Genomic DNA, 19,299 nt, shown 5'->3' with positions numbered 1-19,299 from the left:
CTGCGGGCGCGCCGCCGCCCTGGGTGCGGGCCGGCTCGACGGGAGGCGGCGGCGGCGGAGGGGGCGGGCGAAACAGGAAGACGCTGATCGGGGGCGCCGGCTCCGGCAGGGCAGCCGGCGCATCGGCGCGGGCCATGATGCTGAACACGGCGAGATGAGCGGCGGTGACGCCCACGACGAAGCCCAGCTTGCGCAGCCGGTCCTTGTTCAGCAGTGGAGTTTCAGATTTCACGGACCGATCCTATCACGCACGACTGAACGCGCGGGACGCCGGATCGGTCACCTCAGGTTCAGGCGGCGGGGCTGTCCAGCACCGCATCGATGGCGGCGGCGACCGTCGCAATGGCGCCCATGCCGTCGATCTCGCTCAGCAGGCCCTTGTCGCCATAGTAGGGCAGCAGGGGCGCGGTGTTGCGGTTGTAGGCGTCCAGCCGGACCTTGAAACTGTCCGGATTATCGTCCGGACGGCCCTGGTCGGCGAAGCGGACGGCGACACGGTCCAGCAGGGCGGCGTCATCGACCTTCAGCCGGATGACGTGATCGATCTTCTTGCCCAGCTTGGCCAGCATGGCGTCCAGGGCCACGGCCTGGGCCACGGTGCGGGGGAAGCCGTCGAAGATGGCGCCGCCGGCGTCCCCGGCCTCTTTCAGCCGTGCCTCGATCAGGGCGATGACGATGGCGTCCGACACCAGGTCGCCGCGCGACATGATGGCCTGGCACTCACGACCCAGTTCGGATCCCGAAGCGATGGCCTCGCGCAGCATGTCGCCGGTCGACAGCTGGACCATGCCGCGCGTCTCGACCAGCCGTTTGGCCTGGGTGCCTTTGCCCGCCGCCGGCGGTCCGAACAGGATCAGGTTCATCGCCGCCCCTCCCCGACCGGCTCTAGCGCCGGGCGGGGGCGGTGACGCCCTTGCCGGAGGTCTTGCCGCGACCGCGCAGCTTGGCCTTCTTGATCAGGCCTTCGTACTGGTGGGCGAGCAGCTGCGACTGGATCTGCGCCACGGTGTCCATGGTCACCGAGACGACGATCAGGATCGAGGTGCCGCCGATGACCGCCGCCCCCATGCCGGAGTTGGCCATCATCAGCTCGGGCAGCAGGCACACCGCGGTGATGTAGGCCGCGCCGATCACCGTCAGACGGGTCAGGACATAGTCCAGATACTCCGCCGTGCGCTTGCCCGGACGGATGCCCGGCAGGAAGCCGCCGTATTTGCGCAGGTTCTCGGCCGTGTCCTCGGGGTTGAAGGTGATCGAGGTGTAGAAGAAGCAGAAGAAGATGATCAGCGCGCCGTACAGCAGCATGAACACCGGCTGGCCGTGCTGCATCTGGGCGGTGACCAGCGGCAGCCAGCCCATCCACGACGGGAGGTCGGCGTTGGCCGTCATCTGCGCCACCGTGGTCGGCAGCATCAGCAGCGAGGAGGCGAAGATCGGCGGGATGACGCCGGCGGTGTTGACCTTCAGCGGCAGGAACGAACGCTCGCCCCCGGCCATGCGGTTGCCTTCCTGGCGCTTGGGATACTGGATCAGCAGCCGGCGCTGGGCCCGCTCCATGAAGACGATGAAGACCACCACGCCAATGGCCATGGCGGCGAAGAACAGCAGGGTGAAGGCCGAGATCTGGCCCTGCTGGGCCAGGCCGAACATCCGGGCGACGGTGCCCGGCAGGACGGCGACGATGCCGGCGAAGATGATCAGGGAGATGCCGTTGCCGACGCCGCGCGCCGTCACCTGCTCGCCCAGCCACATCAGGAACATGGTGCCGCCGGTGAGGACGGTGACCGTCGAGACGATGAAGAACAGGCCCGGCTGGTCGATCAGATTGGGCTGGGCGTTCAGGCCGAAGGCGATGCCGGTCGACTGGAACAGGGCCAGCACCACGGTCAGATAGCGGGTGTACTGGTTCAGCTGTTTGCGGCCGCTCTCGCCGCCTTCCTTCTTCAGCTTCTCCCACGGCGGATAGACCGCGCCCATCAGCTGGACGATGATCGAGGCCGAGATGTAGGGCATCACGTTCAGGGCGAAGACGGCGAACCGCTCAACGGCGCCGCCCGAGAACATGTTGACCATGTCCAGCACGCCGCGCTGGCTGTCCGGATTCTGGAAGAAGGCCAGGAAGGCTTCCGAGTTGATCCCGGGAACCGGCACATAGGTGCCGATGCGGTAGATCAGCAGCGCCATGATCGTGAACAGCAGACGTTTGTGCAGCTCGGTCGCCTTGGCGAACGAGCCCATGTTCATGTTTGCTGCGAGTTGTTCGGCGGCCGAAGCCATATGTCGTCACCCCGACTTGTCAGAACGCGGCGCATCGGACCTGAATCCGGCGCCGGCGTCCAGATAGGCGAAGGGCGCCCGCTTAGCGAGGGCGCCCTTCAAGCTTATTTCTTGGCGGCCGTCCGCGTGGTGCGGGCCGAGATCTTGTTGGCGTCGCCGCGCGGCGTCTTGGCCGGCGGAGCCTTGCCCTTGGCGGCGTTGCGCTTCTCGATGCGCGCGGCGGCCTTGGCTTCAGCGGCGATCCGCTCCTGCACGACGGTGCCGCCCGCGGCTTCGATCGCCTTCACGGCGCCGGCCGAGGCCGACCAGACGACCAGGTTCAGCTTGGACTTGATCTCGCCGGTGCCCAGGATCCGGACGCCGTCCTTGACGCGACGGATCACGCCGGCGGCCACCAGGGCGTCGCCCTTGATCTCGCCCTTGATGTCCAGCTTCTTGGCGTCGATGGCGTCCTGCAGGCGCCACAGGTTCACTTCGGCCAGCTTCAGCGCGCCCGGATTGTTGAAGCCGCGCTTAGGCATCCGCATGTACAGCGGCATCTGGCCGCCTTCGAAGCCGCCGATGGCGACGCCCGAACGCGACTTCTGGCCCTTGACGCCGCGACCGGCGGTCTTGCCCTTGCCCGAGCCCGGGCCGCGGCCGACGCGCATGCGCTTCTTGTGGGCGCCTTCGTTGTCGCGAATTTCGTTCAGTTTCATGTGCCTGATCCTTTCGGGTGCTAGCGCCCGGTCTGGGACCGGACTCGGCTGTGTGTCTCTGTGGTCTCCCTCCCCCGCCGGGGGAGGGTGGCGGCGTAGCCGCCGGGTGGGGGCGCTTTAAGCAAACCGTCCCCAAAATAGCAATGAGGGCCGCTCGCCGAGCCGCCCCCACCCTGTCGTCGTGAACGACGACATCCCTCCCCCGAAGGGGAGGGAGATTTTCGTGCGCTTACTTTTCGACGATCTCGGTCAGGTGGGCGACCTTGGCGATCATGCCGCGAACCGAGGGAGTGTCTTCCAGCGTGGACTCGCGGCCCATGCGGTTGAGACCCAGGCCCGACAGGGTGGCGCGCTGGTCCGACTTGCGACGGATCGGGCTGCCGGTCTGACGAACGGTGACGGTGGCTTTGGATTCGGTCTTGGCCATGGTCAGGCTTCCTGGGCTTCAGGCGCCGCTTCCGGAGCCGAGGCGCCGTCGTTGCGACGACCCATCAGATCGGCGACCTTCTTGCCGCGCTTGGACGCGACCTGACGGGGCGACGACTGGACCTTGAGGGCCTCGAACGTGGCGCGGATCATGTTGTAGGGGTTCGACGAACCGGTCGACTTGCCCACGACGTCCTGGACGCCGAGGGTTTCGAGCACGGCGCGCATCGGACCGCCCGCGATGACGCCGGTCCCGGGAGGGGCGGCGCGCATCATGATCTTGCCGGCGCCCCAACGGCCGTTGCCGTCGTGGTGCAGGGTGCGGTTCTCGCGCAGCGGAACGCGGATCATCGTCTTCTTGGCTTCTTCGGTCGCCTTGCGGATGGCTTCCGGCACTTCGCGCGCCTTGCCGTGACCGAAGCCGACGCGGCCCTTGCCGTCGCCGACGACCATCAGGGCCGCGAACGAGAACCGGCGGCCGCCTTTGACCGTGGCCGCGACGCGGTTGATGTGCACCAGCTTCTCGACGATGTCCGAATCCGGACCGTCGGCCTGGGGAGCGTTGCGGTTGTCACGACGATTGCGATCGTTGCCGCCGCCGCCGCGTTGGGGTGTTTGCGCCATCTGTCGCGTCCCTTAGAAATTCAGGCCGGCTTCACGCGCGGCATCAGCCAGCGCCTTCACCCGTCCGTGATAGATGTAGCCGCCGCGATCGAAGACGACGTCCTTGACGCCCTTCTCGATGGCGCGTTCGGCGACCAGCTTGCCGATCAGTGCGGCGGCGGCGACGTTCGAACCCTTGGGCTTCTTGCCCTTCTCGCCTTCCAGCGAGGAGGCCGAAGCGATCGTGACGCCGTTCAGGTCGTCGATGATCTGGGCCGAGATGTTCTTGTCCGAACGGTGCACCGACAGACGCAGGCGTCCGTTGGCGACAGCCTTCAGGCGGCGGCGGGTGCGCTCGGTTCGGCGCTGGGCTTGTTGTCGAAGAGAGAGAGCCATGACCTACTTCTTCTTGCCTTCCTTGCGCCGGACCTTTTCGCCCGTGTAGCGGACGCCCTTGCCCTTGTAGGGCTCCGGCGGACGCAGCTTGCGGATGACGGCGGCGATCTGACCCACGGCCTGCTTGTCGGCGCCGGAGATCTTGATTTCCGTCTGCTTGGGCACCGCGAAGGTGACGCCGGCAGGCGGCTGGATGTCGACGTCGTGCGAGAAGCCGAGCTGCAGCGACAGGGCGTTGCCCTTCATCGCGGCGCGATAGCCCACGCCGACCAGGTCCAGGCTCTTTTCAAAGCCCGTGGTGACGCCGACGACCATGTTGTCGACCAGGGTGCGCGACAGGCCCCACATGGCCCGCGAACGCTGGTTGTCTTCGCGCATGGTCAGGTTCAGGCCGTCGTCGCCCTGGGCGACTTCGATCTCGTCGGCGACGGTCCAGGAGCGTTCGCCCTTGGGACCCTTCACCGAGACCGTCTGGCCGTCGAGCGTGACGGTCACGCCCTTCGGCACTTCAATGGTGCGTTTTCCGATACGGGACATCTTAGTAGACCCTGCAGAGGACTTCGCCGCCCACCTTGGCTTCGCGAGCCGCGGTGTCCGACATGACGCCCTTGGACGTGGAGAGGATCGAGATGCCGAGGCCGTTCTTGATCGGCTTCAGGTCGGAGATCGCGGAGTAGACGCGGCGGCCCGGCTTGGACACGCGGGCGATCTCGGCGATGACCGGCTGGCCGTCGAAGTATTTCAGCTCGATCTCGAACTGCGGGAATTCGCCGGGGTTCTGAACCAGGGAATAGCCGCGGATGTAGCCTTCGTCCTGCAGCACGTCGAGGACGCGCTGACGCAGACGGGAAGCCGGGGTGAGCACCTTGGAACGCTTGCGCATGTGCGCGTTCCGGATGCGAGCGATCATGTCGCTCAGGGGATCGTTGATCATCATGTCTGTCGCTCCCCTTACCAGCTCGACTTGGTCAGACCCGGGATCTGACCCAGGTTGCCGAGTTCACGAAGCGCGATACGGCTCATCTTGAGCTTGCGATAGAAGGCCCGCGGACGGCCCGTCACTTCGCAGCGGTTGCGAATCCGGTTGGCGGCCGAGTTGCGCGGCAGCTTGGCCAGCTTGAGGCGCGCTTCGAAACGCTCCTCGAGAGGCAGGGATTCGTTGTTGGCGGTCGCCTTCAGGGCGGCCCGCTTGTCGGCGTATTTCGCGACGAGGGCCTTGACCATCTCGTTGCGGTTTACGGCGCTTTTCTTAGCCATGGTTTCTTTCCCTTCCCGCTCAGTTCGTCACGAACGGGAACTTGAACTCGGTGAGAAGCGCGCGCGCCTCGTCATCGGTCTTGGCCGTGGTGCAGACGATGATGTCCATGCCCCACATCTGGTCGATCTGGTCGTAGTTGATCTCGGGGAACACGATGTGTTCCTTGAGGCCCATGGCGTAGTTGCCGCGACCGTCGAACGAGGTCGGCTTCAGGCCGCGGAAATCCTTCACGCGCGGCAGCGCGATCGTGATCAGGCGGTCGAGGAACTCGTACATCTGGTCGCCGCGGAGGGTGACCTTGCCGCCGATGACCATGCCTTCGCGCAGCTTGAAGCCGGCGATGGAGTTGCGGGCCTTGGTGGCGACGGGCTTCTGACCGGCGATGGCGGCCAGGTCCTTGAGGGCCGCGGTGGCCTTCTTGGAGTCAGCCACGGCTTCACCGATGCCCATGTTGAGGACGATCTTGTCCAGCTTGGGCATCTGCATCGGGTTGGTGTAGCCGAACTTCTCGGTCAGCACGCCCTTGATGCGGTCGTTGTACTCGCCCTTGAGGCGCGGGGTGTATTTGGTGTCGGCCATTAGATGACGTCTCCCGTCGTCTTGGCGAAGCGGACCTTCTTGTCGCCTTCCATGCGGAAGCCGACGCGGGCCGCCTTGCCGTTGGCGTCGGCGATCGCGACGTTCGACAGGTGAAGCGACGCTTCCTTGTTCTTGATGCCGCCCTGGGGGTCGGCCTGGGTCGGGCGGGTGTGGCGCTGGACCATGTTGATCCCCTGCACCATGACGCGGTTCGTGGCCGGCAGGACCTTGGTCACCTTGCCGGTGCGGCCCTTGTCCTTGCCCGTGAGCACCACGACGTTGTCGCCGGTTTTGATCTTGGCGGCCATGACTACAGGACCTCCGGAGCCAGAGAGATGATCTTCATGTGGTTCTTGGCGCGCAGTTCGCGGGGAACCGGGCCGAAGATCCGCGTGCCGACAGGCTCGTTCTGCTTGTTGACGATGACGGCGGCCGACTTGTCGAAGCGAATGACAGAGCCGTCCTTGCGCATGATGTCCTTGGCGGTGCGCACGACGATGGCGCGCACGACGTCGCCCTTCTTCACGCGGCCGCGAGGAATGGCTTCCTTCACCGAAGCGACAATCGTGTCGCCCACCGAGGCGTAGCGGCGCTTGGAGCCGCCCAACACCTTGATGCACATGACCCGGCGAGCACCCGAATTGTCGGCTACCTCCAGGTTAGTTTGCATCTGGATCATAGGATCAGATCTTTCTGATTACGAAGCCGAGGCCGAGGAGTCCGACAGGACTTCCCAGCGCTTCAGCTTGGACTTGGGGGCGCACTCAATGATGCGGGCCTGATCGCCCACCTTGAGGGCGTTGGCTTCGTCGTGAGCGTGGTACTTCTTGGACAGGCGCACGATCTTTTTCAGGACCGGGTGCAGCAGCGTGCGTTGGACGACGACGACGACAGTCTTGTCGCCCTTGTCGGAGACGACCACGCCTTCGAGAACTCGTTTCGGCATCTTCGTTTCCTTAAACCGCTGCGCGATTTGCACGCAGGAGCGTGGAAATGCGGGCGATGTCCTTGCGCACTTCCGAGACCCGATGGGTCTTTTCCATCTGGCCGGTGGCGGCCTGGAAGCGCAGGTTGAACTGTTCCTTCTTGAGCTTCAGAAGCTCATCGGCCAGCTGGTCGGGCGTCTGGGCCCGGAGGTCGGCGATCTTGGTCATGCGCCTACGTGCTCCACGTGCGAGACACCGGCGTCGAGGCGGGTGACCACCTTCGTACGGACCGGCAGCTTGGCGGCGCCGAGACGCAGGGCCTCGCGGGCGATGTCGTCCGGCACGCCGTCGATTTCAAACAGGATCCGGCCCGGGTGGCAGCGCGCCGCCCAGTGATCCACGGCGCCCTTGCCCTTGCCCATGCGGACTTCGGCCGGCTTGCCCGTGACGGGCAGGTCGGGGAACACCCGGATCCAGACCCGGCCCTGACGCTTCATCTGGCGGGTGATCGCGCGGCGGGCCGCCTCGATCTGACGCGCCGTGATGCGTTCCGGCTCCACCGTCTTCAGGCCGTAGGACCCGAAGTTCAGCGAGAAGCCGCCTTTGGCGGCGCCGTGGATGCGGCCCTTGAAGGCCTTGCGGTACTTGGTTTTCTTCGGTTGCAGCATGACTTAGCTCTCACGTGCCCGGTCGCGGCGCGGACCGCGATCACCGCGGGGACCGCCGCGTTCACGGCCTTCGTTGGACGACGGACCAGCAGCCTCGGCGGCCCAGCGCTTGTCCTGGGCCATCGGATCGTGCTCGAGCACCTCACCCTTGAAGACCCAGACTTTGACACCGATGATGCCGTAGGTCGTCTTGGCCTGGATGAAGCCGTAGTCGATGTCGGCGCGCAGGGTGTGCAGCGGCACACGGCCTTCGCGATACCATTCCATCCGCGCGATTTCCGCGCCGCCGAGGCGGCCCGACACGTTGATGCGGACGCCCTTGGCGCCGAGACGCATGGCCGACTGCATCGAACGCTTCATGGCGCGGCGGAAGGCGATCCGGCGTTCCAGCTGCTGCGCGATGTTCTCGGCGATCAGCTGGGCGTCCGTCTCGGGCTTGCGCACTTCGACGATGTTCAGGTGAACTTCACCCTCGGTGCGCGCCGAGATGTCCTTGCGGAGCTTCTCGATGTCAGCGCCCTTCTTGCCGATCACGACGCCCGGACGGGCGGCGTAGATCGTCACGCGGCACTTCTTGTGCGGACGCTCGATGATGATGCGCGACACGCCGGCGGCGTTCAGGCGTTCCTTCAGCCACGTGCGCAGCTTGAGGTCCTGGTGCAGCAGCTTGGCGTATTCGGCGCCGCGGGCGAACCAGCGGCTGTCCCACGTACGGTTGACGCCGAGGCGCAGACCGATCGGATTGACTTTCTGACCCATCAGGCGGCCTCACCGGCTTCGCGGACCACGATAGTGATCTCCGCGAAAGGTTTCAGGATGCGCGACGAGCGGCCACGAGCACGGCTCGCGAAACGCTTCATCACCAGGTTCTTGCCCACGAAGGCCTCGGCGACGACCAGGTTGTCGATGTCGAGGTTGTGGTTGTTCTCGGCGTTCGACACGGCCGAATACAGCACCTTGCGGACGTCGGTGGCGATGCGCTTGCGGCTGAATTCCAGCTCGTTCAGCGCTTTCTGCACCGGCAGGCCGCGGATCGACTGGGCGACCAGGTTCAGCTTCTGAGGGCTGATCCGGACGTTCACCAGCTTGGCGCGCGCTTCGGTCGGGGCGACCCGACGGGGGTTTTTTGTCTGGGCCATCAGTTACTTCCTTTTGGCCTTCTTGTCCGCCGCGTGGCCCGGGAAGTTCCGGGTCGGGGCGAACTCGCCGAGCTTCATGCCGACCATTTCCTCGGAGACCGACACCGGCACATGCTTGAGGCCGTTGTGGACGCCGAAGGTCAGGCCGACAAACTGCGGCAGGATGGTGGAGCGGCGCGACCAGGTCTTGATCACGTCCTTGCGGCCCGACGTCGAGACGGCGTCGGCCTTCTTGAGCAGATACCCGTCGACAAACGGGCCTTTCCAGGAGGAGCGGGCCATCTTTAGCGAGCCTTCTTAACGTGCCGGGTACGGATGATGAACTTGTCCGTCGCCTTGTTCTTGCGGGTGCGGGTGCCCTTGGTGTCCTTGCCCCACGGCGTAACCGGGGTGCGACCACCAGAGGTCCGGCCTTCACCACCACCGTGCGGGTGGTCGATCGGGTTCATGGCGACGCCGCGAACGTGCGGACGCCAGCCCATGTGACGGACGCGGCCGGCCTTGCCGAGGTTCTGGTTCATGTGGTCGGGGTTCGAAACCGCGCCCACCGTGGCCATGCAGCCGTCCAGGACCATGCGAAGCTCGCCCGAACCCAGACGGATCTGGGCGTAGCCGGCGTCGCGGCCGACCAGCTGGGCGTAGGCGCCGGCCGAGCGGGCCAGCTGGGCGCCCTTGCCCGGCTTCATTTCGACGTTGTGGATGATCGTGCCGACCGGCACCGAGCGAAGCGGCATCGCATTGCCCGGCTTCACGTCGACCTTTTCACCGGCAACCACCGAGTCGCCCGCCTTCAGGCGTTGCGGCGCGATGATGTAGGCCTTTTCGCCGTCCTCATAGACGATGAGGGCGATGAAGGCGGTCCGGTTCGGATCGTATTCCAGACGCTCGACGGTCGCCGTGGCGAACTTCCGGCGCTTGAAGTCGATCTTGCGGTACAGCGTCTTGGCGCCGCCGCCGCGGAAGCGGACGGCGATACGACCGCCGGCGCCGCGACCGCCCGACTTGGTCAGGCCTTCGGTCAGCGACTTCTCGGGGCGTCCCTTGTGGAGCTCCGAACGGTCGATCAGCACCAGGGCGCGACGGCCCGGCGATGTCGGATTGTAAGTCTTCAAGGCCATCTGATCAGAGCCCCGTGGTGACGTCGATCGACTGGCCTTCAGCCAGCGTCACGATCGCTTTTTTGATGTCGACCCGACGGCCCATGATGCCGCGGAAGCGCTTGGTCTTGCCCTTCTGGACGAGGGTGTTGACCTTCAGGACGTTGACCTTGAACAGGCTTTCGACCGCAGCGGCGATCTCATCCTTGGTCGAGGTTCCGGCAACGCGGAAGACGACCTTGTTCTGCTCCGACAGGATCGTGGCCTTTTCCGTGATGATCGGAGCCAGGATGGTGTCGTAGTGTTTTGCGGTGGGGTTGGCGCCAGCCATTACGCGGCCTCCTTCTTCGTCTTGGCAGCCGGTTTGGCGGCCTTGGCGGCCTCGGCTTCACGACGCGACGGGGTGTAGTCGGCGTAGGTGGCCTCGATGGCTTCAACAGCCGCCTTGGTCAGCACCAGCTTGTCCGCGCGCAGGATGTCGTAAACGTTCAGGCCGGCGTTCGGCAGGACGTTGACCATCGGGATGTTGCGAGCAGCCAGACCGAAGTTCGTGTCGACTTCCGGACCGGCGATGATCAGCGTGCGGGTCCAGCCCAGCTTGCCGAGGGTTTCGCGCAGACCGGCGGTCTTGGCGTCCTTCAGCGAGAGGCTGTCGACGACGACCAGATCACCGGCGACGACCTTGGCCGACAGCGCGTGACGCAGGGCCAGGGCGCGAACCTTCTTCGGCAGGGAGAAGCCGTGGTCGCGAACGACCGGGCCGAAGGCGCGCGAACCACCGACGAACTGCGGGGCGCGACGCGAACCGTGACGGGCGCCGCCGGTTCCCTTCTGCTTGTACATCTTCTTGCCGGTGCGAGAGTTCTCGTTCCGGGTCTGGACCTTGTGGGTGCCGGCGCGGCGCTTGGCCAGTTGCCAGTTGACGTAGCGGGCCAGGATGTCGCCGCGGATGTCGGTGATGCCGAAAACGGCGTCCGACAGATCGACGTCACCGGCGGCCTTGCCGTCGAGTTTGATGACCGAGAGTTTCATTACGCTTCACCGCCTTCGGTGGTCTCGACAGCCGGGGCTTCCTCGGCCGGCGTTTCAGCCGGTTGAGCCGCAGCAGCGGAGCCGCCCTTGGACTTCACGCCGCCGGGGAACGGGGCGTCGGCCGGACGGGCCTTCTTGATCGCGTCGCGAACCTTGACCCAGGTGCCTTCGTGACCGGGGACAGCGCCCTTGATCAGCAGCAGGCCACGCTCGACGTCGACGCGGAACACGGTGAGGTTCTGGGTGGTGACGACTTCCGTGCCGTAGTGGCCGGCCATCTTCTTGCCCTTGAACGTCTTGCCCGGATCCTGACGCTGACCGGTCGAACCGTGCGAACGGTGCGAGACCGAGACGCCGTGGGTCGCCCGCAGACCGCCGAAGTTCCAGCGCTTCATGGCGCCGGCGAAGCCCTTGCCGATGGTCTCGGCCTGGACGTCGACCTTCTGGCCGGCGACGAAATGGTCAGCCGAGAACTCGGAGCCCACATCCATCATGGCGTCCGCATCGATGCGGAACTCGGTGACATAGGCCTTCGGCTCAACTTCAAGCTTGGCGAAAGATTCGCGCTGAGCCTTGTTGGTGTTCTTGGCCTTTTTGGAGCCAGCACCCAGCTGCAGGGCGACATAGCCGTCCCGCTCCTGAGTCCGCTGACCCACGACCTGACAGCCATCCAGCTGCAAGATCGTGACTGGAACATGCGCGCCGTCTTCAGCGAAGACACGCGTCATACCCAGTTTCTTGGCGATCACGCCCGTGCGCATCGGATCCCGCCTCTTTCTTATTAAATCTTGATCTCGACATCCACGCCGGCGGACAGGTCGAGCTTCATGAGCGCGTCCACAGTCTGCGGGGTGGGGTCGACGATATCGAGGACACGCTTGTGCGTGCGGATTTCAAACTGCTCGCGCGACTTCTTGTCGACGTGCGGCGAGCGGTTCACGGTGAACTTTTCGATCAGGGTCGGCAGCGGGATCGGACCGCGAACGGTCGCGCCGGTGCGCTTGGCCGTGTTGACGATTTCGCGCGTCGAAAAGTCGAGGACGCGGTGATCGAAGGCCTTGAGCCTGATGCGGATGCTTTGATCCATATCGGTAGCTATTCCCAAGCAGGCGAACCTGCGTCCCTGTGAACCATTTCAAAGACCGGAGGTCTTCAGGCCGTAAGGCCTTCAGAGTACGCACGTCCGCAAAAACGATCGGCCCACGCAGTCACCCGCGAAGGCCGTTGAAGTCCTGGGTCACTGCAAAGAACAGGTCTCAGGTCGTTCCTGCGAACCGCGTCTGCATCCCAAAAACACGCGGGATGCACAGCCGGTCCAACAAGAGTGGGGGCTTATGACCGCCGATTCCGATTTGGTCAAGCGGCGAAACTGTGTCGGAGCCTCGCCAGACGCCTAATCCACGGAAACGAAGGTCGACGACCCCGGGTCCCACCGCAAACGCCGGTTCGGACAGGCGGGTTCGTAGCCGCAGGCCGGGTTGCTGACCAGCCGGGCGGGCGTCGTGGCGATGTCGATCATGGCCCAGTGATCCGGCGCGGAGGCCCAGGCTTCGCTGAGCCCGCCTTCCGGCCCGGTCAGCCAGACGCTGAAGCCGACGGGCTGGACGGTGTCCTCGGGCGATGCGGCGCAGGGGTCGGGCTTGCGGACCAGCCAGTCCCGCAGGCCGTCCCCGTTCAGGTCCGGCACGCTCTTGAAGGTCGGGCGGTGGGTCCGGAAGCCGTCATGGTCCTGGGATGGACAGGTCAGGCGGCTCTCGCGCCACACCGCCGCCAGTTCCTCCGGCAGGCCATCGACGGCCGGACGACTGCCCGGTCGCTCGGCCACCGGCGGAAAGCCGCCGTCATTGGTCAGCAGGGTCTGGCCGGCGGCGGTGGGCCGCTCGACCAGTTGCTCCAGCCCGGCGTCCCACGTCCAGGCGAAGGCGCAGCTGTCTCCGGCCGGGCCGCAGAAGACGTGATGGACCTCGACCTCGATCACCGTCTCTCCTCCCCGGGTCGTCAGGTCGAAGGTGTGGGTCTGCTCGTCGAAGGCCATCAGATAGTCGTCGCCGTGGCTGACATAGAGGGTCCGCAGACAGCCGCCGGTGCCGCAGTACATCAGGCCGGAGTCCGTATAGTCGATCAGCCAGTCCGGCTTGCCGTCGTGGGACACATCCACCGGTCGGATGACGCCGTCGGGAACACGACTGACCAGCGGCGGCCGATTGAACGGCTCGGTCCGGTCGAAATACACGCTGTTGATCTCGTTCAGCACCATCCAGGTCAGGGCGTCCGGCGGGGTCTGGGCGCTCGCCGGCGCGGCCGCAGCCATCAGGAGCACGGCGCTGAGCGCAGGACGGAGCGCGGGACGGATCGCTGTCATGGCCGAATCTCCACCGGAAGAGCGCCAGCCTGGACCGGAGAGCCTTGCCCCGCGCCCTCCGGTTTCTGACGGCCAGTACACGGTGCGCCGTTATCCGTCCGCCGGATCGCCGCAGGGGCGCCACAATGCGTAACCGGTTCGACACACTCGTCTCAAGCCGCTGTTTTATGACGGGTTTGTAATAGCAAAGCTGGGAATGGCGCTGATAGCCGAGCGTCATGGCGGTGCGACTCCCCGACGCCGCCCAAGGGAAAAAACCATGAAGTCTCTCCTCCTCCTCACCTCCGCCGTCGCCGCCTTCGCCGCCGCCCCCGCCCTGGCCCAGGACGGCCCGGTCGGTTCGGTCGGCGTCGCCTATGGCAATTCCGAAGCCGAAATCGGCGGCCTCAGCGCCGACACGGACGCCTGGGCCGTCGACGGCGTCGTGGCCATGCCGGCCTTCGGCGCCTGGACCGTCACCCTCGCCGCCGACGCCAGCCAGTTCGATGACGGCGCCAGCGACGACACCGCCGTCGCCGGCACGGCTCACCTGACCACCGTTGTGGGCTCGGACCTGCGCATCGGCGGCTTCGTCGGCGCCGCCGACGTGGCCGATGAAACCGTCCTGACCGGCGGCCTCGAGGTCCAGAAATACCTGTCGCGAGCGACGCTGACCGGCGTCGTGGCCTACACCACCGCCGACGACGTCGATCTGGACGTCTGGTCGGTCGGCGGCGACGCGGCCTTCTACGTCACCGACGCCCTGCGCCTGAACGCCGGCGTGTCGTGGATGACCATCGACGACGCCGACGTGGACGGCGTCACCTACGGCGTCGGCGCCGAATACGAAATCGCCCGCTCGCCGTTCTCGGTGACCGCCGGCTATTCGCACTCGGACATCGAGGACCTGGACGTCGACAGTTGGACCGTCGGCCTGCGCTACAGCTTCGGCGGCGGCCAGCAGGCGCGCGACCGCGCCGGCGCGGCCCTGCCGGGCTCGGGCGTGATGGGTCTGCTGGGCGCGCTGTAAGCGTCCCGCACGTCCGACCCCACCAAGCCCCGGCGGAGCGATCCGCCGGGGCTTTTTGCCGGGCGATGATCCGGTCCCGCCTGACCCTCGGCGCGACAGGCGGATCGAACGCACGGCCGCCGGAGGCGTGGCTCCCGATCGGCCCCACCCGAGCCGGCGCCTCCGGCGAGTTCTGGACATGAAAAAAGGCCCGGAGGGTTCCACGCTCCCGGGCCTTCTCACGCGCGGCGGCTGAGGGGGATCAGCTGCCGATGCGAACGTCTCCGCTGCCGGCGATGGAGCGGCTGACCGAGCCGGTGGCCCGGGCGATGGTGACATCGCCGCCGCCGGCGATGGAGACATCGACGTCAGTGGCCACGCCGCCGAACTCCACGTCGCCCGATCCCAGGATGCTGATGTCGACATTGGGGCTGGTCCCGTCGCGGACCATGACATCGCCGGAACCGGCGATGGAGACATCCAGGGGTCCGTCGATCCGGGATACGGTCACATCGCCAGAACCGGCGATCGAGGCGTCGAGCTCACGGGTGGCGCCCGCTGCGGCCGATCCCGAGCCGGCGATGCTGACGTCAAGCGAGGTCGAGGTCCCGGCGCGAATGTCACCCGACCCTGCGATGCTCAGCGACACGGGGCCTTCGGTATTGGCCACATTCCAGTACCCGCAACCGGCATTGCCGAGCTCGACGGAGGCCGCGCCCCGGCCGACCGAGCCGAACACGGCGCCGGATGCTGATACGTCGACATTTCGCGGCGTGCGGATGACGATCAGCGGCGCGTCCGGGATATTGATCCGGCCATGGTCGCGCACCTCGACCGAGGCGCCGTCGCCGGGCCGTACGGCGTTATCGGGGCCGGACCGGCACTCGCGGATGCCGTCGCCCCGATTGAAGAAGCCGCGGCGGCGCAGGCCGCCGTCGATGCGGACTTCATTGCCGACGCGGGACACCTGGACGGCCGGAAGACCGGACGAGCCCTGCTCGACCTCTACGGCCACGTCGGCGCGGTCCTCGACGATGACGGCGACACGGGCGACCGCGTGGCGGATTTCGACCTCGGGGCCGTCGCCGGGCTTGGCGAAGGCGGGGGCGGCCACGGCGGCGATAGCGATGGCGGATGCGATGACGAGTTTCATAACAGCGTTCCCTTCGGAAGATGGATGTTAGATGCGGCCGCCGATGCGCCGAGTCAGCTTAAATCGAGGTCATGACGCCGTTGTAAGGATCCGCCCGCGTCAGCGACGCCCGCGGTCCGGCCGCACGGCCTGACCGGCGACCACGATCCGTCCCGAGCCCATGATGGTCTGGGAGATCGCGCCGGCGCCGTCGACGTTGATATCGCCGGACCCCATGATGTTGGCTTCTATGTTGGTGACCCTGCCGGGGATGGTGATGTCGCCGGAGCCCATGATGTTGGCCTCGACCGGACCATCGACCCGGGCGGCGTTGATGTCGCCCGATCCCATTAGATTGGCCTCGAGCCCCTGGGTCGCGCCAGCCGCGATGCTTCCCGACCCCATGATGCTGGCCTCCAGGCGGCCGGATGTTCCGGCGCGCATGTCGCCCGATCCCATGATCGAGAGGGACATCGACCCTTCCGTCTTGGCGACGGTCCAGTCGCCGCAGCCGCCATTGTTCAATTCGATCGACGAGGCCTCGCGGCCGATGGCGCCGAACACGGCTCCGCTTCTTACGTCGACTTCGACGGCGCGGGGCGTGCGGATGACAATCAGCGGCGCGTCTTCCAGATTGACGCGGCCGAGGCTGCGAACCTCGACGGAGGCGCCTTCGCCGGGCTGACGCGCGTTTTCGGGACGCGAACGGCAGTCCCGGATGGCGTTGTTGCCGAACAGACCGCCCCGCAGGCCGCCGTCGATGATGACGTCGTCGCCCCGGCGGCGAACCCGGACCGTTGGGAGACCCGAAGCCCCCTGTTCGATCTCGACGCCGATTTCGGCGCGGTCCTCCACGATGACTACGACGCGGGCGACCGCATGTTCGATCTTCGCGGACGGCCCGTCCTTGGCCGCGGCGGGGCCGACGGCGACGGCCGCGAGCGCGGCGGCGGAAGCGATGGCGAGCTTCATAACGGCGTTCCCTCTCCGGAATGTGGCGGAAAGGTGGGACCAGCCAACGGTGAAGTCAGCTTAAAATGAGGTCATGACTCCGAATTCATCGAAGTCATCATAGCCGCCGGGAATTCCGTCGTCGGAGTGTCCGAAATCTGTCCAATTCTGTGACGGGTTCTCGCCCTCACGCCCGCAGCGCGCCCGCCCCGTCCTCGACGCCGACCTCGGGTTCGAAATCGCGCTCGAAGGTCGCGAGCCGGCTCTTCAGCATGCCCGCCCGCTTCAGGGCGAGGGAGGCGGCCCAACGGGCGGCCAGTTCGGGTGTGGCCATGCGGTCGGTCATGCGCGGACGCCCGCCCCGACTGCGCAGCACGGCGTTGGCGAACAGGGCCCCGTTGCGGAAGCGCGAGGGCCAGGTCTGGAAGTCCATCGACAGGGAGACGCAGAACCGGTCGAGGTTCTCGACCCGGTGCGGCGCATAGATCGGCCAGGTCAGGGCCTGGCCCGGCTCGAGATCGATGACCCGGGCGTCGGCCTCGAAGGCGCGGACATAGGGCAGTTCCTCGGTGGTCTGGCGCGACACCACCTTCTCCATGTCGATCTCGGCCAGATGGGCCTCGTCGCCCGGATAGACGAAGATCCGCTTGCGGCCGCGCAGGTGGAACAGGACCACGCCGGCGGGGTCGAAATGATACGGCACCCGCGCCTTGGGCGAGGACAGGATCAGCTGGCCGGCGTTCCTGACGGCGCGCAGTCCCGGATAGGCCGCCTGCACCTTGCCGAACTCGGCCATGGCCGCCGCCCACAGCTCGGGCCAGCCGGTCTCGACCGAGCGCAGATTGACCCACAGCCGCCCCTGCTGGATCGCGGCCAGCAATTCGGCCCCGTCCAGCTTGCCGCGCGCGCCGGTGCGCAGGGACACCTGACCCTCGTCGTCATAGTCGTACAGGTTGATGTCGAACAGTTCGGCCGGATAGCGATCCAGCACCGCGGCCAGCGCTTCGTCGGAGGCGAAGCCCTGCTCCACCAGACTGTGCGGATGGACCCCGGCCTCGGCGATCGGGCCGGTGTAGCGGGTGCGGGTCTGTGCGCTGGTCTTCATCTGTCTCAGGCCGGAACGCGGTTGGCGGTTGCACGAACCTTTGCAAGAGCGGCGCCCGCCGCCTGCATGGCGCCCTTCATCCGGGCGGTCGGCGTGGTCTCGCAGGCCTCGATGGCGGCCCAGCGGCGGCGCACGCTGGTGCGCAGCCGGTCTCCGCGGTCGCCCCCGGCCAGGTTCAAGGCCCCGACGGCGGCCTGGCTCATGGTCGCCCCGAGGCCGGGCCTCAGCACCACGGCCTCGCGCACCAGTTTGAAGCCGTTGCAGAAATACTTTTTGTAGTGCTCGCCCTCGAAACCGAAGTCGAAGGTGCGATAGCCGCGCTCCGCCGCCAGCCGCATGGTGTCCATGCTCAGCAGAATGCCCGGCGAACAGCGCGCCAGGCTGGGCTCATAGCCCGGGAACCAGAAATGATACTGGTCGCCGGCGTGCAGCGAATACTCCACCGCCGTCAGCCGGTCGCCGGCCCACAGGGCGGCCATGGAGGCGCCGAAGCCTTCGCCGTCTTCCCTGAGCAGGGCGTGCAGCAGGTCGGTGGTCCAGCCGCAGGCGAAGATGTCGTGGCGGCCCGTCCGCCGGTACTGATCGCGCTTGAGGTCGATCAGCCAGTCCAGCATCGCCGGATCGCGCAGGTCACGCTCAACCCGCAGGGACCCAAGCTCGGCCTCCATGCTGCGGCGGGCGCGCTCCTTGTCCTTAAAGAATTTGCCGAAGGTCGCCCGGCGTTCGGCGTACCAGCCGTCATAGCCGTCGCCGCCGAACTCGACCTGGACCGTGCGCCGGTCCTCGCCCAGCGCCGTCGGCCCGACCCAAGCGGTCAGGTTCAGCCGGGTGGCGCCCAGCGCCTCCGCCGCCTCTTCCAGCGAGGGCACCATGCCGGGGAAGGCGATGACGCCGTGATAGTCGTTCATCGGCGCCGCCAGCGGCTGCATCGCCCCGCCGCGCCGTTGATGCGGGAAGAAGCCGACGGTCACGCCGCCGCGCGAGAACACCGCCACCGCGGAGCTGGGGCTGACGCGGCCGGCGACCCGGGCGAACTCCGGCCGGAAATAGGGGCTGGCCAGCGCCGGGTTGGCGTCCAGCATGGCGCGCCACGCCGTCCACTCCGCATCCCCGAGCGCGTCGATCCCGACGATGTCCACCTTCAGCGAAGCCATGCAGCCGTCCTTCGGCGGCCCATGACGGACCGCCCTTCCCGCCCAACCTGGCACAGCGCCCGTTTCGGGCCGGTGAGCGTTCATGGTGAATGAAGTCTGTGCGGAGCCTCGGGTCGCGGCGGGCGTTGGCCTTACAGACCCTGCCAACGGAGCGCCCATGACATCCGACCGTCCCTCCAATCGCGAAACCGAAACCGAGGACCAGCGCACGCCCGCGCGCGAGGGCGCGCCGCCCCGTCCCGCCACCGAGCCGAAGGGGTCGGAGGGGTCTTCCAACTCCGGCGAGACCGCCACCGATCCGGCGACGGGCAAGCCCAATCCCTGACGACGGCGTGCCCGGCGGATTTGTGCTGGAACGGTCGGACGGGTCAGGGGTTGGGTCCGGACCGCAACCAACCGGAATTCCATGTCCTTTCGCCTGATCCTCGTCTCGGCCGGCCTCGTCTCCCTCGCCGCCTGCGGGGCGCCGGCCCCGGCTCCCGCCGACCGCCCGGCCGCCGCCCCCGCC

The 19,299-nt window shown here is 66.8% G+C and carries 30 protein-coding genes and 1 pseudogene; 2 read left to right on the top strand and 29 right to left on the bottom strand.

The window, feature by feature from the left end; translation table 11 throughout:
- The 25 genes and pseudogenes from QQJ79_RS12210 to QQJ79_RS12090 form a co-directional block, all read right to left on the bottom strand.
- Positions 1 to 232: pseudogene (locus tag QQJ79_RS12210) on the bottom strand (hypothetical protein); the annotation flags it as partial.
- Between the two features lie 58 nt (positions 233 to 290).
- Complete coding sequence (locus QQJ79_RS12205; protein ID WP_284223204.1) at positions 291 to 863, bottom strand: adenylate kinase; 573 nt, start codon at positions 861 to 863, stop codon at positions 291 to 293.
- Between the two features lie 22 nt (positions 864 to 885).
- The gene (secY, locus tag QQJ79_RS12200; protein WP_284223203.1) at positions 886 to 2,277 is read right to left on the bottom strand and encodes a preprotein translocase subunit SecY; all 1,392 of its coding nucleotides are present in this window, start codon (positions 2,275 to 2,277) and stop codon (positions 886 to 888) included.
- A gap of 104 nt (positions 2,278 to 2,381) precedes the next feature.
- Positions 2,382 to 2,975, bottom strand: coding sequence for a 50S ribosomal protein L15 (gene rplO / locus QQJ79_RS12195; RefSeq protein ID WP_348521792.1), 594 nt, complete (start codon positions 2,973 to 2,975; stop codon positions 2,382 to 2,384).
- Between the two features lie 229 nt (positions 2,976 to 3,204).
- Positions 3,205 to 3,402, bottom strand: coding sequence for a 50S ribosomal protein L30 (gene rpmD / locus QQJ79_RS12190; RefSeq protein ID WP_284223202.1), 198 nt, complete (start codon positions 3,400 to 3,402; stop codon positions 3,205 to 3,207).
- A 2-nt stretch (positions 3,403 to 3,404) separates the two neighbouring features.
- On the bottom strand, positions 3,405 to 4,025 hold the full coding sequence (gene rpsE / locus QQJ79_RS12185) for a 30S ribosomal protein S5 (protein ID WP_055832165.1): 621 nt from the start codon (positions 4,023 to 4,025) through the stop codon (positions 3,405 to 3,407).
- 12 nt (positions 4,026 to 4,037) lie between these two features.
- Positions 4,038 to 4,400: a 50S ribosomal protein L18 gene (gene rplR, locus QQJ79_RS12180; protein WP_284223201.1), complete on the bottom strand. Its 363-nt coding sequence runs from the start codon at positions 4,398 to 4,400 to the stop codon at positions 4,038 to 4,040.
- 3 nt (positions 4,401 to 4,403) lie between these two features.
- Entirely contained in the window at positions 4,404 to 4,937 is a 534-nt protein-coding gene (gene rplF / locus QQJ79_RS12175; RefSeq protein WP_284223200.1) for a 50S ribosomal protein L6, read from the bottom strand.
- 1 nt (position 4,938) lies between these two features.
- Entirely contained in the window at positions 4,939 to 5,337 is a 399-nt protein-coding gene (rpsH, locus tag QQJ79_RS12170) for a 30S ribosomal protein S8 (RefSeq protein WP_055832159.1), read from the bottom strand.
- A 14-nt stretch (positions 5,338 to 5,351) separates the two neighbouring features.
- Positions 5,352 to 5,657 carry a 30S ribosomal protein S14 gene (gene rpsN, locus QQJ79_RS12165; RefSeq protein WP_055832157.1) on the bottom strand — a complete coding sequence of 102 codons (306 nt, stop codon included), beginning with the start codon at positions 5,655 to 5,657 and terminating at the stop codon, positions 5,352 to 5,354.
- 19 nt (positions 5,658 to 5,676) lie between these two features.
- On the bottom strand, positions 5,677 to 6,237 hold the full coding sequence (gene rplE / locus QQJ79_RS12160; protein WP_056615248.1) for a 50S ribosomal protein L5: 561 nt from the start codon (positions 6,235 to 6,237) through the stop codon (positions 5,677 to 5,679).
- Positions 6,237 to 6,545 (bottom strand): 50S ribosomal protein L24, encoded by a 309-nt coding sequence (gene rplX, locus QQJ79_RS12155; RefSeq protein WP_055832153.1) that lies wholly within the window; start codon positions 6,543 to 6,545, stop codon positions 6,237 to 6,239. Before rplX ends, rplE begins: the two co-directional genes overlap by 1 nt.
- A 2-nt stretch (positions 6,546 to 6,547) precedes the next feature.
- Positions 6,548 to 6,916 carry a 50S ribosomal protein L14 gene (rplN, locus tag QQJ79_RS12150; RefSeq protein WP_055832151.1) on the bottom strand — a complete coding sequence of 123 codons (369 nt, stop codon included), beginning with the start codon at positions 6,914 to 6,916 and terminating at the stop codon, positions 6,548 to 6,550.
- 18 nt (positions 6,917 to 6,934) lie between these two features.
- Complete coding sequence (rpsQ, locus tag QQJ79_RS12145; RefSeq protein WP_055832150.1) at positions 6,935 to 7,183, bottom strand: 30S ribosomal protein S17; 249 nt, start codon at positions 7,181 to 7,183, stop codon at positions 6,935 to 6,937.
- A gap of 10 nt (positions 7,184 to 7,193) precedes the next feature.
- Complete coding sequence (gene rpmC, locus QQJ79_RS12140) at positions 7,194 to 7,391, bottom strand: 50S ribosomal protein L29 (protein ID WP_284223199.1); 198 nt, start codon at positions 7,389 to 7,391, stop codon at positions 7,194 to 7,196.
- On the bottom strand, positions 7,388 to 7,831 hold the full coding sequence (rplP, locus tag QQJ79_RS12135; RefSeq protein ID WP_284223197.1) for a 50S ribosomal protein L16: 444 nt from the start codon (positions 7,829 to 7,831) through the stop codon (positions 7,388 to 7,390). The genes rpmC and rplP overlap by 4 nt, the downstream gene beginning before the upstream one ends.
- Before the next feature lie 3 nt (positions 7,832 to 7,834).
- Positions 7,835 to 8,590, bottom strand: coding sequence for a 30S ribosomal protein S3 (gene rpsC / locus QQJ79_RS12130; RefSeq protein WP_284223196.1), 756 nt, complete (start codon positions 8,588 to 8,590; stop codon positions 7,835 to 7,837).
- On the bottom strand, positions 8,590 to 8,970 hold the full coding sequence (gene rplV, locus QQJ79_RS12125) for a 50S ribosomal protein L22 (RefSeq protein ID WP_056450358.1): 381 nt from the start codon (positions 8,968 to 8,970) through the stop codon (positions 8,590 to 8,592). Before rplV ends, rpsC begins: the two co-directional genes overlap by 1 nt.
- A gap of 3 nt (positions 8,971 to 8,973) precedes the next feature.
- Positions 8,974 to 9,252, bottom strand: coding sequence for a 30S ribosomal protein S19 (gene rpsS / locus QQJ79_RS12120; RefSeq protein WP_284223195.1), 279 nt, complete (start codon positions 9,250 to 9,252; stop codon positions 8,974 to 8,976).
- 2 nt (positions 9,253 to 9,254) lie between these two features.
- A complete protein-coding gene (gene rplB, locus QQJ79_RS12115; protein WP_284223194.1) occupies positions 9,255 to 10,088 on the bottom strand; it encodes a 50S ribosomal protein L2 in 834 nt (277 codons plus the stop codon).
- A gap of 4 nt (positions 10,089 to 10,092) precedes the next feature.
- Entirely contained in the window at positions 10,093 to 10,398 is a 306-nt protein-coding gene (locus QQJ79_RS12110; RefSeq protein ID WP_284223193.1) for a 50S ribosomal protein L23, read from the bottom strand.
- A complete protein-coding gene (gene rplD, locus QQJ79_RS12105; protein ID WP_284223192.1) occupies positions 10,398 to 11,099 on the bottom strand; it encodes a 50S ribosomal protein L4 in 702 nt (233 codons plus the stop codon). The genes QQJ79_RS12110 and rplD overlap by 1 nt, the downstream gene beginning before the upstream one ends.
- Positions 11,099 to 11,860 (bottom strand): 50S ribosomal protein L3, encoded by a 762-nt coding sequence (rplC, locus tag QQJ79_RS12100; protein WP_284223191.1) that lies wholly within the window; start codon positions 11,858 to 11,860, stop codon positions 11,099 to 11,101. The genes rplD and rplC overlap by 1 nt, the downstream gene beginning before the upstream one ends.
- 20 nt (positions 11,861 to 11,880) lie before the next feature.
- Positions 11,881 to 12,186: a 30S ribosomal protein S10 gene (gene rpsJ, locus QQJ79_RS12095; protein ID WP_003164367.1), complete on the bottom strand. Its 306-nt coding sequence runs from the start codon at positions 12,184 to 12,186 to the stop codon at positions 11,881 to 11,883.
- A 306-nt stretch (positions 12,187 to 12,492) separates the two neighbouring features.
- Complete coding sequence (locus QQJ79_RS12090) at positions 12,493 to 13,461, bottom strand: hypothetical protein (RefSeq protein ID WP_284223190.1); 969 nt, start codon at positions 13,459 to 13,461, stop codon at positions 12,493 to 12,495.
- 259 nt (positions 13,462 to 13,720) lie between these two features.
- On the opposite strand from QQJ79_RS12090, the gene QQJ79_RS12085 reads away from it, so the two are divergent.
- Complete coding sequence (locus QQJ79_RS12085; RefSeq protein WP_284223189.1) at positions 13,721 to 14,470, top strand: outer membrane protein; 750 nt, start codon at positions 13,721 to 13,723, stop codon at positions 14,468 to 14,470.
- 241 nt (positions 14,471 to 14,711) lie between these two features.
- Here the strand turns inward: QQJ79_RS12085 and QQJ79_RS12080 are convergent, their stop codons facing one another.
- The 4 genes from QQJ79_RS12080 to QQJ79_RS12065 all read right to left on the bottom strand — a co-directional run bounded on the left by QQJ79_RS12080 (position 14,712) and on the right by QQJ79_RS12065 (position 18,791).
- Positions 14,712 to 15,602, bottom strand: coding sequence for a GIN domain-containing protein (locus QQJ79_RS12080; RefSeq protein WP_284223188.1), 891 nt, complete (start codon positions 15,600 to 15,602; stop codon positions 14,712 to 14,714).
- A 99-nt stretch (positions 15,603 to 15,701) separates the two neighbouring features.
- A complete protein-coding gene (locus QQJ79_RS12075; protein ID WP_284223187.1) occupies positions 15,702 to 16,553 on the bottom strand; it encodes a GIN domain-containing protein in 852 nt (283 codons plus the stop codon).
- Positions 16,554 to 16,719: 166 nt separating this feature from the next.
- On the bottom strand, positions 16,720 to 17,637 hold the full coding sequence (locus QQJ79_RS12070; RefSeq protein WP_284223186.1) for a cupin-like domain-containing protein: 918 nt from the start codon (positions 17,635 to 17,637) through the stop codon (positions 16,720 to 16,722).
- A 5-nt stretch (positions 17,638 to 17,642) separates the two neighbouring features.
- Positions 17,643 to 18,791 carry a GNAT family N-acetyltransferase gene (locus tag QQJ79_RS12065; protein ID WP_284223185.1) on the bottom strand — a complete coding sequence of 383 codons (1,149 nt, stop codon included), beginning with the start codon at positions 18,789 to 18,791 and terminating at the stop codon, positions 17,643 to 17,645.
- Positions 18,792 to 18,948: 157 nt separating this feature from the next.
- On the opposite strand from QQJ79_RS12065, the gene QQJ79_RS12060 reads away from it, so the two are divergent.
- Positions 18,949 to 19,116, top strand: coding sequence for a hypothetical protein (locus QQJ79_RS12060; RefSeq protein WP_284223184.1), 168 nt, complete (start codon positions 18,949 to 18,951; stop codon positions 19,114 to 19,116).
- Positions 19,117 to 19,299: the final 183 nt, after the last annotated feature.

Origin of the sequence: Brevundimonas denitrificans (assembly GCF_030160755.1) — a bacterium.
GTDB classification, from domain to species: domain Bacteria; phylum Pseudomonadota; class Alphaproteobacteria; order Caulobacterales; family Caulobacteraceae; genus Brevundimonas; species Brevundimonas denitrificans.
Note: the sequence above shows the minus strand (reverse complement) of the source record. Positions and strands in the feature narration are given on the sequence as shown.

What these genes read in the sequence shown, in the direction of transcription:
- QQJ79_RS12205 (WP_284223204.1), bottom strand. Translation starts at nt 863, where the DNA reads ATGAACCTGATCCTGTTCGGACCGCCGGCGGCGGGCAAAGGCACCCAG.
- secY (WP_284223203.1), bottom strand. Translation starts at nt 2,277, where the DNA reads ATGGCTTCGGCCGCCGAACAACTCGCAGCAAACATGAACATGGGCTCG.
- rplO (WP_348521792.1), bottom strand. Translation starts at nt 2,975, where the DNA reads ATGAAACTGAACGAAATTCGCGACAACGAAGGCGCCCACAAGAAGCGC.
- rpmD (WP_284223202.1), bottom strand. Translation starts at nt 3,402, where the DNA reads ATGGCCAAGACCGAATCCAAAGCCACCGTCACCGTTCGTCAGACCGGC.
- rpsE (WP_055832165.1), bottom strand. Translation starts at nt 4,025, where the DNA reads ATGGCGCAAACACCCCAACGCGGCGGCGGCGGCAACGATCGCAATCGT.
- rplR (WP_284223201.1), bottom strand. Translation starts at nt 4,400, where the DNA reads ATGGCTCTCTCTCTTCGACAACAAGCCCAGCGCCGAACCGAGCGCACC.
- rplF (WP_284223200.1), bottom strand. Translation starts at nt 4,937, where the DNA reads ATGTCCCGTATCGGAAAACGCACCATTGAAGTGCCGAAGGGCGTGACC.
- rpsH (WP_055832159.1), bottom strand. Translation starts at nt 5,337, where the DNA reads ATGATGATCAACGATCCCCTGAGCGACATGATCGCTCGCATCCGGAAC.
- rpsN (WP_055832157.1), bottom strand. Translation starts at nt 5,657, where the DNA reads ATGGCTAAGAAAAGCGCCGTAAACCGCAACGAGATGGTCAAGGCCCTC.
- rplE (WP_056615248.1), bottom strand. Translation starts at nt 6,237, where the DNA reads ATGGCCGACACCAAATACACCCCGCGCCTCAAGGGCGAGTACAACGAC.
- rplX (WP_055832153.1), bottom strand. Translation starts at nt 6,545, where the DNA reads ATGGCCGCCAAGATCAAAACCGGCGACAACGTCGTGGTGCTCACGGGC.
- rplN (WP_055832151.1), bottom strand. Translation starts at nt 6,916, where the DNA reads ATGATCCAGATGCAAACTAACCTGGAGGTAGCCGACAATTCGGGTGCT.
- rpsQ (WP_055832150.1), bottom strand. Translation starts at nt 7,183, where the DNA reads ATGCCGAAACGAGTTCTCGAAGGCGTGGTCGTCTCCGACAAGGGCGAC.
- rpmC (WP_284223199.1), bottom strand. Translation starts at nt 7,391, where the DNA reads ATGACCAAGATCGCCGACCTCCGGGCCCAGACGCCCGACCAGCTGGCC.
- rplP (WP_284223197.1), bottom strand. Translation starts at nt 7,831, where the DNA reads ATGCTGCAACCGAAGAAAACCAAGTACCGCAAGGCCTTCAAGGGCCGC.
- rpsC (WP_284223196.1), bottom strand. Translation starts at nt 8,590, where the DNA reads ATGGGTCAGAAAGTCAATCCGATCGGTCTGCGCCTCGGCGTCAACCGT.
- rplV (WP_056450358.1), bottom strand. Translation starts at nt 8,970, where the DNA reads ATGGCCCAGACAAAAAACCCCCGTCGGGTCGCCCCGACCGAAGCGCGC.
- rpsS (WP_284223195.1), bottom strand. Translation starts at nt 9,252, where the DNA reads ATGGCCCGCTCCTCCTGGAAAGGCCCGTTTGTCGACGGGTATCTGCTC.
- rplB (WP_284223194.1), bottom strand. Translation starts at nt 10,088, where the DNA reads ATGGCCTTGAAGACTTACAATCCGACATCGCCGGGCCGTCGCGCCCTG.
- QQJ79_RS12110 (WP_284223193.1), bottom strand. Translation starts at nt 10,398, where the DNA reads ATGGCTGGCGCCAACCCCACCGCAAAACACTACGACACCATCCTGGCT.
- rplD (WP_284223192.1), bottom strand. Translation starts at nt 11,099, where the DNA reads ATGAAACTCTCGGTCATCAAACTCGACGGCAAGGCCGCCGGTGACGTC.
- rplC (WP_284223191.1), bottom strand. Translation starts at nt 11,860, where the DNA reads ATGCGCACGGGCGTGATCGCCAAGAAACTGGGTATGACGCGTGTCTTC.
- rpsJ (WP_003164367.1), bottom strand. Translation starts at nt 12,186, where the DNA reads ATGGATCAAAGCATCCGCATCAGGCTCAAGGCCTTCGATCACCGCGTC.
- QQJ79_RS12090 (WP_284223190.1), bottom strand. Translation starts at nt 13,461, where the DNA reads ATGACAGCGATCCGTCCCGCGCTCCGTCCTGCGCTCAGCGCCGTGCTC.
- QQJ79_RS12085 (WP_284223189.1), top strand. Translation starts at nt 13,721, where the DNA reads ATGAAGTCTCTCCTCCTCCTCACCTCCGCCGTCGCCGCCTTCGCCGCC.
- QQJ79_RS12080 (WP_284223188.1), bottom strand. Translation starts at nt 15,602, where the DNA reads ATGAAACTCGTCATCGCATCCGCCATCGCTATCGCCGCCGTGGCCGCC.
- QQJ79_RS12075 (WP_284223187.1), bottom strand. Translation starts at nt 16,553, where the DNA reads ATGAAGCTCGCCATCGCTTCCGCCGCCGCGCTCGCGGCCGTCGCCGTC.
- QQJ79_RS12070 (WP_284223186.1), bottom strand. Translation starts at nt 17,637, where the DNA reads ATGAAGACCAGCGCACAGACCCGCACCCGCTACACCGGCCCGATCGCC.
- QQJ79_RS12065 (WP_284223185.1), bottom strand. Translation starts at nt 18,791, where the DNA reads ATGGCTTCGCTGAAGGTGGACATCGTCGGGATCGACGCGCTCGGGGAT.
- QQJ79_RS12060 (WP_284223184.1), top strand. Translation starts at nt 18,949, where the DNA reads ATGACATCCGACCGTCCCTCCAATCGCGAAACCGAAACCGAGGACCAG.